Source organism: Devosia sp. Root685 (assembly GCF_001427875.1).
Taxonomy (GTDB): Bacteria; Pseudomonadota; Alphaproteobacteria; order Rhizobiales; family Devosiaceae; genus Devosia.
Genome location: NZ_LMHK01000001.1, coordinates 1544965 through 1561635 on the forward strand (window position 1 = coordinate 1544965; position 16671 = coordinate 1561635).

A 16671-nucleotide genomic window follows, 5' to 3' on the forward strand; every position below is an offset into this window, starting at 1 on the left:
ACACATTCCCAATCGGCTTAAGCGTCAAACATCGTGGAATGTTTGTGAATGATTAGGGTTAATGTTCCACTAAGTTAGCTATTGATGCGATTGGTGCTTTGGTAACCTCCTTGGCGGAAAATGGGGTTTGCAAGTCTCCATTGTCTGGTTCGCATGCAACCCAGGCGGCAAGTCGGGAGTTGGTCGGTTCGAATGACGTTTTCTCAGAAGCCAGTTTTGTGATGTCGTGCCGAATCCTTATCGTTGAAGACGAAATTTTCGTCGCTACCGAAATCGAGCAGATCGTTGCCGAGATGGGCCACGACCCCTTGGCCATTGCCGCCGACAAGAAAAGCGCCCTGCGTTTCGCCGGCGAAGCAGACATCGCTCTCGTTGATCTCAACCTGCGCGATGGCCCGACGGGTATCGAGATCGGCAAGATCCTGGCGCAGACCCATGGTGCCAGCGTCATTTTCGTCACCGCCAATCCCGCCCAGCTTGGTACCGGCGTGCCCGGCACGATCGGGGTATTGTCAAAGCCGGTGGCGGAGCGCGACCTGCGCGACGTTGTCGATTATGCGGTAGCCCGCCGTAAAGAAGCGGCGGCCAATCCGCCGCGTCGTCTCAAGCTCTTTGACTGGTCTGAAGACGGCCCACTTGCGACCTGAACGCCTGCATTAGACGCTTTCGGCTGGACGCAACCGGCTCGAACGGGTCAGTGCGGCGAGCGGCAGCGACAGTTCGACCCGCAGCCCGTCCTTTTCCCAGAAGCGTTCGATATCCCCGCGCAGCTGGCCACTTACCGACAGTTCTATCAATTTTGAGCCAAAGCCGGAGAGGCTGCCGGGTTCGTTGATCTCAGGGCCGCCATGTTCTTTCCAGGTCAGGAAAAACTGACCGTCTTCGGAGCGTCCCGAGAGGCTCGTCCAACCTTCGGGCCGGCTGAGGGCACCGTATTTGGCGGCATTGGTCGCAAGCTCGTGGAAGAGGAGGGCGAGCGGGGTCGCCGCCGCGTCATCGATATTCGTATCCTCGCCTGAATAGCGGACGCGGTTTTCGCCGTTCTCAGCTTCATAGGGGCGCATCAAGCGGGCAACGAGCGCGGAGAGCGCGCCCTGCCCTGCCTGGCTGGTCGATAGGTAATTTTGCGGCCGGACGAAATCATGGGCCTCGCCGAGGGCGAAGATGCGCTGCCGCAACTGATCGGCAAACGGCTTTACCTCGGGCTGGCCACGGGCGGAGAGCGAGACGATGCCGGTGAGAACGGCAAAGATGTTCTTGATGCGATGGCTCAGTTCCTGGGCCACCAGTTCGCGCTCTTCGGCGGCGAGACGCGAATCGTGGATATCGGTGCAGGTGCCGATCCAGCGCAGGATGGTTCCGGACGCATCGCGGATGGGAAGCGCCCGCCCCAGTGTCCACCGGTATTCGCCGCTATGATGACGGAGGCGATATTCGACCTGGTAGGGTTCGCCGGTTTCCAGCGAATGACGCCAGAGGCCCCAGGCGCGTTCCTGATCGTCGGGGTGGAACATGTCATTCCAGCCTTCGCCATCGGTCGAACCGACGGGAACGCCGGTAAAGTCGTACCAGCGAGCATTGTAATAGTCGTGAAAACCGTCGGGCCGCGTGGCCCAGACCATTTGCGGCATGGTGTCGGCAAGGGTGCGGAATTCGAGTTCGCTTTTGGCCAGCGCCTCGGCGGCATGGCGCTGCTCGGTAATGTCGATGGCGACGCCGGGAAAGCGATAGACCTTGCCATTGGCATCCATGCGGGGACGGCCCGAAACCATGAGCCAGCGGCGAACGCCATCCTCGCCCACCACGCGATATTCGCTGAGGAACTCCGTGCCGTTCTCGATGGCCTGCTGTAATTCGGCATTCACGCGGGGGAGATCTTCGTGCTCGATGGCAAGAAGATATTGCTCAAGCGGCGCGCCAAGGCCGGCAATCTGGGAATCGATATTGTAGAGGCGGGCGAACTGATCGTCGGCGGTGACGATATTGTTGAGAACGTCCCAATCCCAGGTGCCGACAAGTGCGGAACTCGAAAGAGCCAGGGTCAGGCGCTCTTCGCTACGGGCTAATGCGCTTTCGGTCAGAATACGGTCGGTGGTTTCATGGACGATGCAGAGCGTGCCCATGGAGAGGCCATCATCGCCGGCGATGGGGCTGTAGTGCAGGTCCATCCAGCCCGATTCAAGCTGGCCGTGGCGGTTGAGCACCAGCTCCTGATCGCGCAGTAGCCAGGATTCCCCACCAAGGCCGCGCTCGATATTGCCGGCGTTGAATTCGGCGATTTCGGGCCATGCCTCCTCGGCGGGCATGCCGAAAATGGCAGGATGGCGCTGACCGGCGAAACGGGCATAGGCGTCGTTGTAGATGAGGATGCCCTCTTCTCCCACCATCATGACCATGGGGGTAGATGCCGTTATGACGAGGCGCACCGCCCCCTTGAGGCTATCGGGCCAGTCGGGGATCGGACCCAAGGGGTTCTGGGTCCAGTCATAATCGTTGAGTAACTTGACTGTCGGGTCTCGTTCAAGCGCAGCTCGAGTTTCGGGCGCAGCGTGGGGAAACAGAGATCTCGGCATTACTTACTCACCTTGCAAGGCACCGTTCTGTGCCCCGATGCGGGCAAAGAAAAGGCCGCGCAGCCCATTATGAACGCGCGGCCCTCGATTGGGTTCACCTCAATGCAAAGACTATTCGCCGGCGGCGCGATGCTGCACTGGCGGCTTCTGGGAATGCACTTCCTCGGCGACGAGGAAGGCGAGTTCCAGTGCCTGGCTCGCATTGAGGCGGGGATCGCAATAGGTGTTGTAACGGTCAGCCAGAGTGGTTTCGGTTACCGCGGAGAGACCACCGACGCATTCGGTGACGTCGTCGCCGGTCATTTCGATATGGACGCCGCCGGCATAGGTGCCCATTTCGCGGTGGACGTCGAAGAAATTGCGCACTTCGGTGAGAACACGATCGAACGGGCGGGTCTTATAGCCCGTGGACGCCTTGATGGTGTTGCCATGCATGGGATCGCAGCACCAGACGACGGTGCGGCCAGCTTTCTGCACCGTCTCGATGAGGCGTGGCAGGTGCTCGTGGACCTTATCGGCACCGAAGCGCGAGATCAGGGTGATGCGGCCGGCTTCGTCGGTCGGATTCAGACGATCGAGCAGGCGCAAGAGGTCGTCACTGGCGAGGCTCGGGCCGCATTTGATGCCGATGGGATTGTGGATGCCGGCAAAATATTCGACATGGGCGGAATCGGGCTGGCGGGTGCGATCGCCGATCCAGAGCATGTGGCCGGAGGTGGCGTACCAATTGTTGGAAATGGAATCGCGGCGGGTCAGCGCTTCTTCATAGCCAAGCAGCAGGGCTTCGTGGCTGGTGTAGAAGCTGGTCTGCTTGAGCGCCGGGGTGTTTTCGGGGTTGAGACCGAGGGCCGCCATGAAGGTGATGGCGTCGTCGATCTTGCGCGCGACTTCTTCGAAGCGGACGTTCCAGTTGGACCCCTTCATGAAGCCCATGGTCCATTCGTGGATGCGCGTCAGTTCGGCATAGCCGCCCATGGAGAAGGCGCGCAGCAGATTGAGCGTCGCAGCCGACTGGCGATAGGCCTGCAGCATGCGATCGGGATCGGGCACGCGGGCGGTTTCGTTGAACTCGATGGCGTTGATGATGTCGCCGCGATAGCTCGGCAGCTCGACGCCATCGATGATCTCGGTATCGGCCGAACGGGGTTTTGCGAACTGGCCGGCGACACGGCCAACCTTGACGACGGGCTTGGAGGCGCCGTGGGTCAGCACCACCGCCATCTGCAGGAAGACGCGGAAGAAGTCGCGGATATGATCCGCGCCGTGCTCGGCAAAGCTTTCGGCACAATCGCCGCCCTGGAGGAGGAAAGCCTCGCCACGGGCAACGGCCGCAAGGCGCGATTTCAATTCGCGGGCTTCGCCGGCAAAGACCAGCGGCGGAAACGTCGAGAGCTGGCGTTCGGCATCGGCAAGAGCCGCAGGATCGGGATAGGCAGGAACCTGCTTGATCGGCTTTTCGCGCCAGCTATTGGGGGTCCACGTGGTCATGGTCATCTCGCTCACCCGGGGGCATCCTAGGGTGCGGGCGGTCTACCAAGCCACGCGGGCCCTGCCAAGGCCTAAGCAGGCCTAAGGCGTCTTCTTGCCGTCCCGATAGGTGTAGCTCGGGGCCTTGAACGTCACCAGTTCCTCGGCGGCGCTGGGGTGCAGCGCGATGGTGCGATCGAAATCGGCCTTGGTGGCGCCCATGCCGACGGCAATTCCGACAAGCTGGATCATTTCGGCGGCGCTTGGCCCGAGAATGTGGACGCCGAGGACCTTGCCTTCGTTCTTCTCGGTGATGAGTTTTAGGACCATGCGCTCGGTCTTTGTGGACAGCGTATTCTGCATGGGGCGGAAGCGGGCCACATAGACGTCGATGTCGTCATGGGTGGCGGCTTCTTGCTCATTGAGGCCGACGACGCCGATTTCGGGCTCGCTGAAGACGGCAGTCGGGATGACCGAGTGGTCCACCGCCAGCGGCTTGTTGTTGTAGACCGTCTCGGCAAAGTACCAGCCTTCGCGGATGGCGACGGGGGTCAGTTGGGCGCGGCCGGTGACATCGCCCACGGCATAGATCGAGGGCGCAGAGCTCTGCGAATAGGCGTCGACGGCGACACTGCCGTCGTCGTTGAGCTTTACGTTGGCGGTTTCAAGGCCAAGGCCCGTCGTATTGGCGCGGCGGCCGGTGGCGAACATTACCGCGTCATAGGGGGCGGTGACGCCATCGCTAAAGGTGGCGTGGACGGCGTCGCCCATCTTGGCGAGGGAGGCGACGGTGGTCTGATAAATCAGCCGCACGCCACGCGTGGTCAGACCCGCTTCAAGGCCGATGCGCATGTCTTCGTCGAAGCCACGAAGCACCCTCTCGCCGCGATAGATCAGCGTTGTATCGACACCGAGCCCGGCAAAGATGGTGGCGAACTCCACCGCGATATAGCCGCCGCCTTCGATGAGGATGGTTTTGGGCAAGGTGGGGAGGTCAAAGGCTTCGTTGGAGGTGATGCCGAATTCGGCGCCCGGAATATCAGGGATATGAGGGTGCGAGCCCGTGGCGATCAGCAGGCGCTCGGCTGTCAGTTCGCGGTCCGAGCCCAGGAGCTTGATGCTGTGGGGACCGGTGACGACGGCGCGTTCCCGGATGATCTCGACGCCGGGCTTTTCGAGATTGGCGGTATAGGCCAGCTCAAGCCGCGTGATTTCCTTTTCCTTGGCGGCGACAAGCGTCGGCCAATCGAAACTGGCATCGACCTGCCAGCCGAAGCTCGGAGCAAGATCGAACTGATCGGCGAAGCGCGAGGCATAGACATAGAGCTTCTTGGGCACGCAGCCGCGAATGACGCAGGTGCCGCCGACGCGGAACTCTTCGATGACGGCCACCTTGGCGCCGTAGGTCGCCGACATGCGCGCCGCGCGCACACCGCCCGAACCGGCGCCGATCACCAGAATGTCGTAGTCGTAAGCCATGGAAGTCCCCAAATCATTCATCGTCGTTTGACGATATATCTAGGCGCCTGTCGCGCACAAAAAAAGACCCCGCACGCTGGCGGGGTCAATGGTTTTCAGAAACGGCCGATCAGATCTGGACGTTTTGCGCGCGTAGCTCGGCGCGGACCTTGGCGAAGAATTCGCGCTGCAGGTTATTGGTAAAGACCTGCATGACGCGCTGTAGATCAGTGTTAATCTCGGCATTGGCCTTGGCCAGCTTCTGGCCGGTCGGGGATTCATAGAAAGTCACGATGGTCTGCAGCTCTTCCATGGTGAAGCGCAGAGCGTAGACGCGCGCGAACTGGTCGAGGAGTTCACCCTTGCGTCCGCGATATTCCTCGATGACCTTGGTGATCGCGGCGTTGGTCTGCTCGATGATCTCGGGGTTCTGGGTGACGATCTGCTGCATGGTCTGCACGCCGGTTTCGACGATCGTCACTTCGTAGATCGCGCTGCGGTCAGTCAGATCGATATATTTACGCGCCAGGGCCAGCTGCTCGGGCGGCACTTCCTGGGCGAAGGCGGGGGCCGCGAGGCCGATCATGCTGGCAGTCACCACGGCCGCGAAGATCGCCTTGGCGCCGCGCATAAAATCCCTGTTCATCCGGTTCCCCATCTGTGTGTTGCGGGCTGACGTCATTTGCCCTTGAGAAGTGTTTTTACGCCATCCGGCGCTGCCACATAAGCCTTGCTGCACATATTGAGAAAAAGTCCGTGCTGGACCACTCCCGGAATGTCGAGCAGATCGCGTGACAGCGCTTCTGGCTGCGAAATACGGCCAAAAAATGCATCGAGGATCAGGTGTCCACCATCGGTGACGAAGACTTCACCCTTGTCTTCGCCGCGCAGCTTGAGCCCGCCTTGTGCCCCATGTGCGGAGATCACCGCATCGAGGGCATGGCGCGTGGCGGCGAGGCCGAAGCGGTTGACTTCGATGGGCAGAGGAAAGCGGCCGAGGGCGTCGACGACCTTGGTGCTGTCGGCAATGACGATCATGGTGTCGGATGCCGCCGCGACAATCTTTTCACGCAGCAGCGCGCCGCCGCCGCCCTTGATCAGATTGAGATCGGCATCGAGTTCGTCGGCACCATCGACCGTAAGGTCGAGCCGGCCGAGGCGATCAAGGTCCGAAAGGGGAATGCCGAGGCTTGCGGCCTGGCGCGCAGTGACCTCGGAGGTCGGCACGCAGATGACATCGAGACCCTGGGCAACCTTGCTGCCCAGGAGGTCAACGAAATGGCGCGCCGTCGAGCCGGTGCCAAGACCAAGACGCATGCCGGGGCGAACATCTTCGATGGCCCGCGCCGCTGCTTCGCGCTTGAGATCGTCAGACATATGCACCTCGCTATTACGCAAGGGTGATGCAGGGTCTCGGACCATGCTGTCAAGCCTTGCAAACCCGGCAGTTCACGCATTGGTGAATGGCTACTGTAGCGGCGCCGCAACACAATAAGGCACGGGTGTCACGGATGTGGCGAAAAGGTGACTGTTAACTCTTCTCGACTAAATTGCGGAAATGTAAATAGCGGCATTACTTGCGGCGACCCGAATCATTGGGCCGCATTCATTCAGAGGCCTGGAAGAGCATGAAGTTTATGAAAGCGGCTATGGCCGTGGTGCTGTCGATCCTGTTGGCGGTGGGCATGGCCGTGCCAAGCCAGGCCGCCCGCGTCTACAATCCCGACAACAATACCTGGGAAGAACCCTCCGTTGTGGCTACGCGTAGCCGCGGCGGCAGCCCGGTCAAGAAGCAGATCGTCGATTACGATAGCAACTATGCGGTCGGCACGATTGTCGTCGAAACCGGCGAGCGCCGCCTCTATCTGGTGCTCGATGGCGGCAAGGCCATGCGTTACGGCATCGGCGTTGGTCGCGATGGCTTCACCTGGTCGGGCACCCACCGCATCACCCGCAAGGCCGAGTGGCCCGGCTGGACCCCTCCCCCGCAGATGCGCAAGCGCGTTCCTGATCTGCCGGCCTATATGCCCGGCGGCCCGGACAATCCGCTCGGCGCCCGCGCTCTCTATATCGGCTCGACGCTCTATCGCGTGCATGGCACTTCGGAACCGTGGTCCATCGGCCAGGCCGTTTCCTCGGGTTGCATCCGTCTCACCAATGACGATGTGACCGACCTTTATGAGCGCGTGAAGGTCGGCGCCCGGATCGTCGTCAACCACTGAGAATATTTCGGTGACGAATTTTGAAGGGGTCGCTTCGGCGGCCCCTTTTGTTTTTGCGCAGAGGCAGCACGGAGATCGCAATTCCAATTGCGTCGCTAAGGGCCTAGAATGGTGTTCATGAACGCGCCTTTGCTTCCGTCCCGTCCGCTGATCGACCGCTATGGGCGGACCATCAGCTATTTGCGGATTTCGGTGACGGATCGCTGCGATTTTCGCTGCGTCTATTGCATGGCCGAAGACATGGTCTTCCTGCCCAAGAAGGACGTGTTGAGTTTTGAGGAAGTCGAGACCATTGCCTCGGCTTTCGTCGCGCGGGGGACGACCAAGATTCGGCTGACCGGTGGCGAGCCCCTGGTTCGGCGCGATATCATGGATCTGGTGAGAAGCCTTGGCAACAAGATCGGCTCGGGTCTCGAAGAGCTGACCATCACCACCAATGGCAGCCAGCTGGCCAAGCACGCCGAGGGCCTGTTCGCGGCTGGTGTACGACGGATCAATGTTTCGCTTGATACGCTGGATGGCGAGCGGTTTGCCGCGATTACCCGTCGCGGTCGCCTGCCCGATGTGATGGCTGGCATCGAGGCGGCGCAGGCGGCAGGGCTCGCGATCAAGATCAACATGGTGGCGATGCGCGGCGTCAATGACGACGAGATCGAGCCGATGATGGCCTGGGCCCATTCCAAGGGCATGGGGCTGACGCTGATTGAAGGCATGCCGCTGGGCGAAGTCGGGATCGATCGCGTTGACAGCTACTTGCCCTTGCGTGAACTGCATGAGCGGCTATCGCGGCGCTATACGCTGACGCGCCTCGACAAGCGCACCGGCGGCCCGGCGCGCTATGTGCATGTTGCCGAGACTGGCGGCGTGCTGGGCTTCATCACGCCGATGAGCCACAACTTTTGCGAAAGCTGCAACCGCGTGCGTTTGACGGCAACCGGGCAACTTTTCCTTTGCCTTGGCCAGGAAGATCAGGTGAACCTGCGCGACGCGCTGCGTGATGGCGGACCGGAAGCGCTCGACGCGGCGCTCGATCAGGCCATGCTGATCAAGCCGAAGGGGCACGACTTTGTGCTGGATCGCGGAAGCACCGGCGCTCCGGCAGTGGCGCGGCATATGAGTGTGACCGGCGGCTGATGGCGGGGACCAAGCCGCGAATTACGGCAGAGGATGCGGTGGCGTTCCTCCGCAGTGCCTTCGGAAAGATCGAAGACTTTCGTGCCCTGAGCGAAGGCGAGGAGTCCCGAGCGTTTGGGTTTAGCTCGGATGGAGAACACCTCGTACTGCGCGTCAATATTTCGCGACGTGGCTTCGATATGGATCAGATGGCCCAAGAGCGCTTCGCGACCGCAGGTTTGTCTATTCCAGTGATCCGGCTGATTGCTCCCTTGGACCAATATTACGCCTGCGTGTCCGAGAGGGCAGCGGGTATGACCTTGCAGGATCTGGCGAAGGGCGAAGCCTACGCCTATGGCGGCGCCATTTGCCGGTTGCTGGACCAGATGGGCCAATGCGATATGCGCTGGAGTCAGGGATATGGACCACTCTCACCCGACGGCAAGGGCCAATACGAAAGCTGGTCGAGCTTCCTCGTCTCCATCACAAGCCGGGATTGGACGCTGCTTTCCCCCTCTCAGGCGGCACACCTGCCCGCGCTGCTAAAACTGATCGAGCGTGAAGCAGAGCACGCCCCGGACATCCGCTGCCTCATCCACGGCGATTTCGGATCGAATAATGTGGTGGTGGGTGCGGGCGGGGTGACTGGTCTTATCGACTGGTCCGAAACCATGGTGGGCGACCCGCTCTATGACCTCGCCAATATTTTCTTCTGGCGCCCGTGGCTGGACTGTATGGAGCAGCAATGCCGCTACATTATCGCGGAGGAACCACACCGGCTTGAGCAGGGTGACCGCGTCGTGACTCTCGCTACACATATCGGCCTTGCCACCGCGCATGAGGCGGCGCAGGCGGGCGACGTGGCGCTGACCGATTGGGCACTGAACCGGTGCACCAACCTGCTTGAGACCGGGATTTAGCTCGCCCGCCCTTCGGCCCGCTCGATCAATTCAACGAGAATGCCATCGTAATCGCGGACAAAGGCGACGCGCTGGATCATTTCCTTGTTGTAGGCATCGCGCGGCCGCTCGACCACGGCGACGCCAGCGGCTTCGAGCGCGGCGAATGTCTCATCGACACTGGAAAAGGCAAAGGTGATGTGCCGCAGGCCAGCCTCGTGGTTTGGCACATCGCGAAACCGATCGACCATGTTCGCACCGGGGGCGAAGAGCTCGAGCATGCCCGCACCGGTATCGAAGAAGGCGATTTCGCCGCGATCGACCACCTTGCGCAATACCAGTTTCAAACCGAGCAGGTCGCAATAAAAGGCGACCGCCCGGTCAATGGTCGAAACCGTCATGCCGACATGTTCGAAGCCGAGCAGCATGGCGTTACTTGTCGTCGTCGACGACGATGGCGAAGTCGAGCGGCAGGGCCGTGGTATATTTGATCTGGCCCATGGCGAAGGCCGAGCTGACATCGGTCAGGTTGATCTTGCTGATCAGGCGCTTGTAGAAGGCGTCATAGGCCTGGATATCGGGCACGACGACACGCATCAGATAATCGACGTCGCCGCTCATACGATAGAATTCGACGACTTCGGGAAATTCATCGACGACGCCGGCAAATTTGCGCATCCAGGCTTCGTTGTGCTCGTTGGTCTTGACCGAGACGAAGACCGTTACGCCCACATTGACCTTGTTGGGGTCGAGCACGGCGACGCGCCGCTGGATGACACCGTCTTCTTCCATCTTCTGGATACGCCGCCAGCAGGGGGTCGTGGAGAGGCCAACCTTGCGGCCAATCTCGGCCACCGGCATGGTTGCGTCTTTTTGCAGGAGCGTCAGTATCTTGCGGTCGATCTTGTCCAGCGCCATCAGGCCCTCTCTTTGAAATCAGTTTTTTCTTATTGACGATTTTTGGGGCACGTACGCAGCGGAAACTGCCATATCGGCATGCCGGGCGCAATAAAATTGCGCGGAGCACTCGTATGATGATTGGTAACGGCGGATTAACCAGGCGCTGGCCCAATTCGCATCATTCACGCTGTGACAGCGGCCTGAGTTTCACGGGGTGTTAACCACGCCTCGCCTACCTTCAGCACCGAGCGTTGCGATGGCCGTTGCCATTGCGTGAGTTAGTAATGAGTACCGTTCATGCCGTCTCAGCCGGCCAATACCGCGGACGTCCGCGCCCTTATGGGCCATGACGGCAAGCGCGCAGCCCAAAAGACCGTGCTCGAGGCACGCCAGAAGCTGACCTCCAGCTCCGGCACGCGTGCCGAATTCGACTTCGAACTCATGCATGACTATGCCGAGTCCCGGCGCGGCGCGGCTCTGCCCATGGCGGCGATCGTCGTCATTCTGGCGATCGTTTCGAGTTTCTGGGTGCCAGTGATCTTCTCCGCCTTCTGGGCTGGTCTTGTAATCGCGAGCCTCCTCGTCGTGGTGTTGGTGGCGAGCCGTTTCACGGCTCAGGACCCCTCCAAGTTCAATGCGACGCGCTGGACCACCAGCTTTGTGGCGGCCGAGGTCCTTTATGGCCTGGCCCTGTCGCTGCTCGCTTTGTCCACGATCGTCGCCAATCCCCATGACGTGGCGCCGGTAATGTTTGCCATGGTGCTGGTGAGCATCGCGGCCAATGCGATTGCCACCCACACTCTGCCCCCGGCCACGCTGATGAGTACGCTGCCGGTGACCGCTACCGTTACCATCAGCCTCCTGGCCCTGGGTGGCACGCTCAACTATACGCTGGCAGCCGTGACCGTCTGCGGCGAAATCTTTTTCGTTTTCCTGGCGCGCCAGCTTTATGCGTCCGACCTCGAGACGCTGTCGCACCAGTCGGAAAAGGATTCCCTGATCGCCGAGCTTGAAGAGGCGCGGCAGATGTCGGACGAGGCCCGCCGCCATGCCGAACAGGCCAATATCGCCAAGAGCCAGTTCCTCGCCACGATGAGCCACGAGCTGCGCACGCCGCTCAACGCCATTATCGGCTTTTCCGAAGTGCTGAAATCGGAACTGCTCGGCACCCATAATGTGCCGCAATACAAGGAGTATGCTGGCGATATTCATTCGAGCGGCCAGCACCTCCTCAACCTCATCAATGAACTGCTCGATCTCAGCCGTATCGAGGCGGGCAAGTATGAGCTGCATGAAGAGGCCGTCTCGATCATCGACATCGCCGATGATTGCCAGCGCATGATGCAGTTGCGCGCCAAATCCAAGGGTATCGAGCTGCAATTCAGCTATGGCGACAACCTGCCCAAGATCTGGGGCGACGAGCGCGCCATAAGGCAGGTAGTACTTAACCTCTTGAGCAATGCCATAAAATTTACGCCGCAGCAGGGCAAGGTGTCGCTGGTGGTGACACGCAGCGCCGATGGCGGCCAGCTGATTTCGGTCAAGGACAACGGCCCGGGGATTCCAGAAAGCGAAATCGAGACGGTGCTCTCGTCGTTCGGCCAGGGTTCGCTTGCGCACAAGACGGCGGAACAAGGCGCGGGCCTGGGCCTGCCGATCGTGCAGCGCATCATGGACCTGCATCAGGGCCGGTTCGATCTCTTTTCGAAACTGCGTTTCGGCACGGAAGTGATCGCGACCTTCCCACGCGCCCGCGTCATGGATGCACTGGCCCCGGTGACCGAGCGCCGCAACAAGCTCGAAATCTATTCGCAGGCTGGTTGATCGGGGCGGGATGAGGTCCCAAATTTGCCCTCATCGCCCGCTTTTGTGCGGCGACCGGGGGTTTTGCGCGTGAATCGATTTTTTGGCCTTTTTGCTGTTTTTCTATTGCTACCGGGCCTCACTCTCGCACAGGAAAATGCCGTCTCTGCCGCTGCTCCGTTCGATACGAGCTATCCGGCTTCGGCGGTGATTTCGGCGCGTATTCAGCGGCAGTTTCTGGACAATATTCGCTGGACCGTCAGCGCTGAAGCGCGAAACGGCCTCGCGGCAGCCTTTGCAGAGCGCCCGGCGCTGGAGATATGGCAGGGGCTGGTGGCCGCCGACGGGCTCAAGACCGGCAATGTGGCCGATGCCATCACCGCCTATTGGGTCCTGAACTGGGTGACGGCCAATGCCCGGTACAATTACAAGGTCGACAATGGTCCGGTGCGCGCACAGCTGCAGGCATCGATGGCGGCCGACCCTAATTTCCGCGGGCTGAACAACCTGCAAAAACAGGAAATGGCCGAGGGCTATATCCTGCGTTTCCTCGTCGAACATGCCGCGCTCAACGACGCCGTGCGGCGCAAGGACGTGACGGCGCTGGGCCGGCTGGCGCTGGCTTCGGCGACCCGCTTCCGTCAGGAAATGGGCGTCGATCTATTGGCACTGGAGCCCGGCCCGGAAGGCTTTGCGCCCAAGGCGCAGAAGGTCAGTCCAGCCGGCGACTGACCGAAGCGCTATCGAAGGTCGCCATGTTGGCGTGGAGATGTAGCGCGGTTTTGGCCAGCACCACGCCAAGCGCGGCACCTGTGCCTTCGCCGAGGCGCATGCCGAGATCGAGCAGCGGCACCTTGCCGATGTGTTCCAACACGCGGGCATGGGCGCCTTCGGCGGTGACGTGGGCGAAAAGGCAGTGGTCGATGGCTTCGGGATTGACCGCGTGAGCAATGGCGGCGGCAGCGGTTGCCACATAGCCATCGATGATAACAGGCACCTTCTGGTGGCGGGCAGCGATCAGGGCGCCAAGCATGGCGGCGATTTCGCGGCCGCCGAGGCGCGCGAGGATGGCCAGCGGATGGTCGAGGCTGTCCTTATGGAGGGCAAGGGCCCGATCGATGGCGTCGACCTTGCGGGCGTAACCGGCATCGTCCACCCCGGTGCCGCGGCCGGCCCAATCGGCGCCCGAGCCGCCGTACAGCGCGGCAAAGATCGCGGCAGCAACGGTGGTGTTGCCGATGCCCATTTCGCCGAGGCCGATGATGTCGGGCTTTCCGGCGACCGCTTCCATGCCATAGGCGATGGTGGCGGCGCACATCTGATCGTCGATCGCCGGCTCTTGGGTGATGTCGCCGGTGGGCAATTCGAGCGCCAGTTCGAAAACGCGCAGATTGATTTCGTGGAGGCCGCAGATTTGCGAAATGGCGGCGCCGCCATTGGTGAAATTGGCGACCATCTGCGCCGTCACATCCTGCGGGAAGGCAGAAACGCCCTGATCGGCCACGCCGTGATTGCCGGCAAAAATGGTGACCATGGGGTTTTCGAGGCGCGGCACCTGGCGATGCTGCCAGCGGGCGAGGAACTCTACCAGCTCTTCGAGGCGCCCTAGCGAACCAACCGGCTTGGTCAATTCGGCATCGCGGCGGCGGACGGCCGCGACAGCCGCCTCGTCGCCATCGGGCACGGCGGTCAGCAGTTCCACGATATCGGCAAAGGCAGGATTGAGCGCAGGCATGAGACGAGTCCGGGATGGGGCCAAGAGGTGCGGACTTGTTGCCCAGAATGGTCCCAATTGCAATTGAAGCGCCATCCGGCCAAGCTGCGGCACTGTGACCGCGCCTTATCAGAGGCGTAAAGTCTTGAAATCTTGGCGGTCCGTCCCTTAATCGAAGGGAATTATGGGTTGAGGGTAAGCAGAGACATGATCTTCATCGGCATTGCCCTCCTAGTCGCGGCTGGAATCGTCTTGATGATTTCGGCCGACGCCGGGAGCCTGATCGGTCTTACCCAAACACAGACCGCACAGCTGGTGCCGCTCGTCGTCATTCTCATCGTCTTTGCCGGTGGAGCCTTCGCGCGACGCCGGCAGGCGGCCGAACTGGTTGGCGCTCTGGTTCTCTGGGTCGGCATTTTTGCCGTGGTTGGGGTTGGCTATGCTTATCGCGACGAATTGATGGGGGTTGTCGGGCGCGTGACCGGCGAATTGCGCCCCGGCGTTGCCGTGGTCGACAGCGAACGCGGTACGGCAGTGTTCCGGCGCGGCTTTGGCGGACATTTCGAGATTGCCGCTACCGTCAACGGCCATACGACGCCAATGATTTTTGATACGGGCGCCAGCGCCGTGGTGCTGACGCGGGCAGACGCGGAGGCCGCGGGCATCGACCTCTCCGAACTGCGCTATGCGATCCCGGTTTCGACGGCCAACGGCACCGGCATGGCGGCACGGGTGCGTCTGAAAAACATCGAGGTCGGCGGTATCGCGCGGCGCAATATTCCGGCATTCGTCGCCGAAGACGGGGCGCTCGAAACGAGCCTATTGGGCATGACGTTTTTAGAAACGCTGGGACGCTACAGCGTGACGCAGAACTCGCTGGAGCTGCAGGACTAGTTAGCTCGCAACGGCCTCAGCGCGTTCTTCGACCGCCGAAAGGGCGTGTAGAAAAACTTGCGGGTCGGCCTTGGGTTTGCAGGCGTCAACGCTGAGGATTTGGCGGAACTGGCGGGCGCCGGGGCGGCCGTTGGCGAGGCCGAGCATGTGGCGGGCGATGTTGTTGAGGCGCGCGCCGTCGCGCAATTGCGCTTCGGCATAGCCGGCCATAGCGTGCATGATATCGGCGAGGGTCAGGGTGGATGGCGCGTCGCCGAAGAGGCGATGGTCGATTTCGGTCAGGATCATCGGATTGTGATAGGCGGCGCGGCCGAGCATGACACCGTCCATGTGCTGGAGATGCTCATCGATCTCTTCCAACGTTTCGATGCCGCCATTGATGATCATCGGCAGGGGCGCGAGGCGCTGGCGCAGGCGATAGACGCGCGGGTAGTCGAGCGGCGGAATGGTGCGGTTTTCCTTGGGGCTCAAGCCCTGGAGCCAGGCTTTTCGCGCGTGGACGTAAAGCGCGGCGACGCCAGCCTCGGCCATCTTGTCGGCGAAACGATCAAGGCTCTCTTCGATATCCTGATCGTCGATGCCGATGCGGCACTTTACGGTCACCGGCTTGTCGGTGGTCGAGCGCATGGCGCGGACGCAATCGGCGACGAGATCGGGCTCGGCCATAAGGCAGGCGCCGAACTTGCCCGACTGCACGCGATCCGATGGGCAGCCGACATTGAGGTTGATTTCATCATAGCCATAGAGGTCGCCCTGGCGGGTCGCGGCGGCGAGATCGGCGGGGTCGGAGCCACCCAGTTGCAGCGCGACGGGTTGTTCAGTGGAATCGAAGCGCAGGTGTCGCTCGGTATCGCCATGGATGATGGCGCCGGTGGTGATCATTTCGGTGAAGAGCAGGCCGCGTTTGGTCAAGAGGCGATGCAGGTATCTGCAATGCCTGTCGGTCCAATCGATCATCGGTGCAACGGAAAAGCGGCGGGCGGTCTCAAGGGAGACGGGGCCGCGCCCCAGCTTGGTCATCGGCGCTATTTCATCTGATATTCGAAGTGGCGTCCAATACCCCCTTCCGGTCCCTTGGGCAATGGCGGGTGTGATCTGGATCAAAGTGTTGATGCCTGCGTTATTCTAATGTCTTGTCATTATCGCCAACGGGGGATTTATCGCCATGTACTCGAACATCGTTTGCGCCATCGACGGATCGGACCTCAGCACCAAGGCCTTTACCCATGCCATTGCGCTGGCTGGCAAGCTCGGCGCCAAGTTGACTGCGGTCACTGTGACCGATCCTTCCATCATCATCGCGCCCGGCGCGGAAATGATGATGGTGGACACGTCGAGCATTCTGGCCGAACTCGACAAGGCCAAGGCAGATTCTGCCAAGGGTGTGCTGGAAGATGCGACCAAGCTTGCGAGTGCCGCCGGCATCGATCTGGCGACGCAGCATGTGCCGGATTTGCCCGCGGCCGAAGGCATTATCAGGAGCGCTAAAACGGCAGGCGCCGATCTCATCGTCATGGGCTCGCATGGCCGCCGCGGCCTTGGCCGGCTGCTGCTGGGATCGCAGGCGGCGGAAGTTCTGGCGCATGCCGAAATTCCGGTGCTGATCATCAAGTAGGACTAACATGTCA

General features: G+C 61.2%; 17 protein-coding genes. 8 read left to right on the forward strand and 9 right to left on the reverse strand.

Translation table 11 applies throughout. The features are described from left to right. The first annotated feature begins 221 nt into the window (after nt 1–221). Nucleotides 222–647 (forward strand): response regulator, encoded by a 426-nt coding sequence (locus ASD83_RS07365; RefSeq protein ID WP_082561001.1) that lies wholly within the window; start codon nt 222–224, stop codon nt 645–647. Nucleotides 648–656: 9 nt separating this feature from the next. Here ASD83_RS07365 and ASD83_RS07370 read toward each other — a convergent pair whose 3' ends face one another. From ASD83_RS07370 to rpiA, 5 genes are all read right to left on the reverse strand, one after another. Further along, complete coding sequence (locus ASD83_RS07370; protein ID WP_056309280.1) at nt 657–2468, reverse strand: PAS domain-containing protein; 1812 nt, start codon at nt 2466–2468, stop codon at nt 657–659. A gap of 216 nt (nt 2469–2684) precedes the next feature. Further along, nucleotides 2685–4061, reverse strand: a complete 1377-nt coding sequence (locus ASD83_RS07375; RefSeq protein ID WP_056309980.1) for a class II 3-deoxy-7-phosphoheptulonate synthase — start codon at nt 4059–4061, stop codon at nt 2685–2687. An 81-nt stretch (nt 4062–4142) separates the two neighbouring features. Continuing rightward, a complete protein-coding gene (gene gor, locus ASD83_RS07380) occupies nt 4143–5519 on the reverse strand; it encodes a glutathione-disulfide reductase (RefSeq protein ID WP_056309282.1) in 1377 nt (458 codons plus the stop codon). Nucleotides 5520–5628: 109 nt separating this feature from the next. Next, nucleotides 5629–6144 (reverse strand): DUF2059 domain-containing protein, encoded by a 516-nt coding sequence (locus ASD83_RS07385; RefSeq protein WP_156385806.1) that lies wholly within the window; start codon nt 6142–6144, stop codon nt 5629–5631. 32 nt (nt 6145–6176) lie between these two features. Next, on the reverse strand, nt 6177–6875 hold the full coding sequence (gene rpiA, locus ASD83_RS07390; protein WP_056309286.1) for a ribose-5-phosphate isomerase RpiA: 699 nt from the start codon (nt 6873–6875) through the stop codon (nt 6177–6179). Between the two features lie 251 nt (nt 6876–7126). Here rpiA and ASD83_RS07395 point away from each other — a divergent pair, with 251 nt between their 5' ends. The 3 genes from ASD83_RS07395 to ASD83_RS07405 all read left to right on the forward strand — a co-directional run bounded on the left by ASD83_RS07395 (nt 7127) and on the right by ASD83_RS07405 (nt 9753). Then, a complete protein-coding gene (locus ASD83_RS07395) occupies nt 7127–7720 on the forward strand; it encodes a L,D-transpeptidase (protein WP_413813483.1) in 594 nt (197 codons plus the stop codon). Nucleotides 7721–7837: 117 nt separating this feature from the next. Continuing rightward, the gene (moaA, locus tag ASD83_RS07400) at nt 7838–8854 is read left to right on the forward strand and encodes a GTP 3',8-cyclase MoaA (protein ID WP_082561069.1); all 1017 of its coding nucleotides are present in this window, start codon (nt 7838–7840) and stop codon (nt 8852–8854) included. After that, the gene (locus ASD83_RS07405) at nt 8854–9753 is read left to right on the forward strand and encodes a phosphotransferase family protein (RefSeq protein ID WP_056309289.1); all 900 of its coding nucleotides are present in this window, start codon (nt 8854–8856) and stop codon (nt 9751–9753) included. The genes moaA and ASD83_RS07405 overlap by 1 nt, the downstream gene beginning before the upstream one ends. On the opposite strand, the gene ASD83_RS07410 is transcribed toward ASD83_RS07405, so the two are convergent. After that, entirely contained in the window at nt 9750–10160 is a 411-nt protein-coding gene (locus tag ASD83_RS07410; protein WP_056309291.1) for a VOC family protein, read from the reverse strand. The two genes, ASD83_RS07405 and ASD83_RS07410, sit on opposite strands and share 4 nt — an antisense overlap. A 4-nt stretch (nt 10161–10164) precedes the next feature. Beyond that, entirely contained in the window at nt 10165–10644 is a 480-nt protein-coding gene (locus ASD83_RS07415; protein WP_056309984.1) for an Lrp/AsnC family transcriptional regulator, read from the reverse strand. Between the two features lie 285 nt (nt 10645–10929). Here ASD83_RS07415 and ASD83_RS07420 point away from each other — a divergent pair, with 285 nt between their 5' ends. Both ASD83_RS07420 and ASD83_RS07425 read left to right on the forward strand, forming a co-directional pair. Continuing rightward, nucleotides 10930–12456 carry a sensor histidine kinase gene (locus tag ASD83_RS07420; RefSeq protein ID WP_056309293.1) on the forward strand — a complete coding sequence of 509 codons (1527 nt, stop codon included), beginning with the start codon at nt 10930–10932 and terminating at the stop codon, nt 12454–12456. A gap of 69 nt (nt 12457–12525) precedes the next feature. Beyond that, complete coding sequence (locus tag ASD83_RS07425) at nt 12526–13167, forward strand: DUF6683 family protein (RefSeq protein WP_156385808.1); 642 nt, start codon at nt 12526–12528, stop codon at nt 13165–13167. On the opposite strand, the gene cobT is transcribed toward ASD83_RS07425, so the two are convergent. Beyond that, complete coding sequence (cobT, locus tag ASD83_RS07430) at nt 13148–14170, reverse strand: nicotinate-nucleotide--dimethylbenzimidazole phosphoribosyltransferase (protein ID WP_056309296.1); 1023 nt, start codon at nt 14168–14170, stop codon at nt 13148–13150. The genes ASD83_RS07425 and cobT overlap by 20 nt on opposite strands. Nucleotides 14171–14338: 168 nt before the next feature. Here cobT and ASD83_RS07435 point away from each other — a divergent pair, with 168 nt between their 5' ends. Next, nucleotides 14339–15043, forward strand: a complete 705-nt coding sequence (locus tag ASD83_RS07435; protein WP_156385810.1) for a TIGR02281 family clan AA aspartic protease — start codon at nt 14339–14341, stop codon at nt 15041–15043. Here ASD83_RS07435 and dusA read toward each other — a convergent pair whose 3' ends face one another. Continuing rightward, on the reverse strand, nt 15044–16063 hold the full coding sequence (gene dusA / locus ASD83_RS07440; RefSeq protein ID WP_056309300.1) for a tRNA dihydrouridine(20/20a) synthase DusA: 1020 nt from the start codon (nt 16061–16063) through the stop codon (nt 15044–15046). 145 nt (nt 16064–16208) lie between these two features. Here dusA and ASD83_RS07445 point away from each other — a divergent pair, with 145 nt between their 5' ends. After that, nucleotides 16209–16658 (forward strand): universal stress protein, encoded by a 450-nt coding sequence (locus ASD83_RS07445; protein WP_056309302.1) that lies wholly within the window; start codon nt 16209–16211, stop codon nt 16656–16658. The last annotated feature ends 13 nt before the right edge of the window (nt 16659–16671 follow it).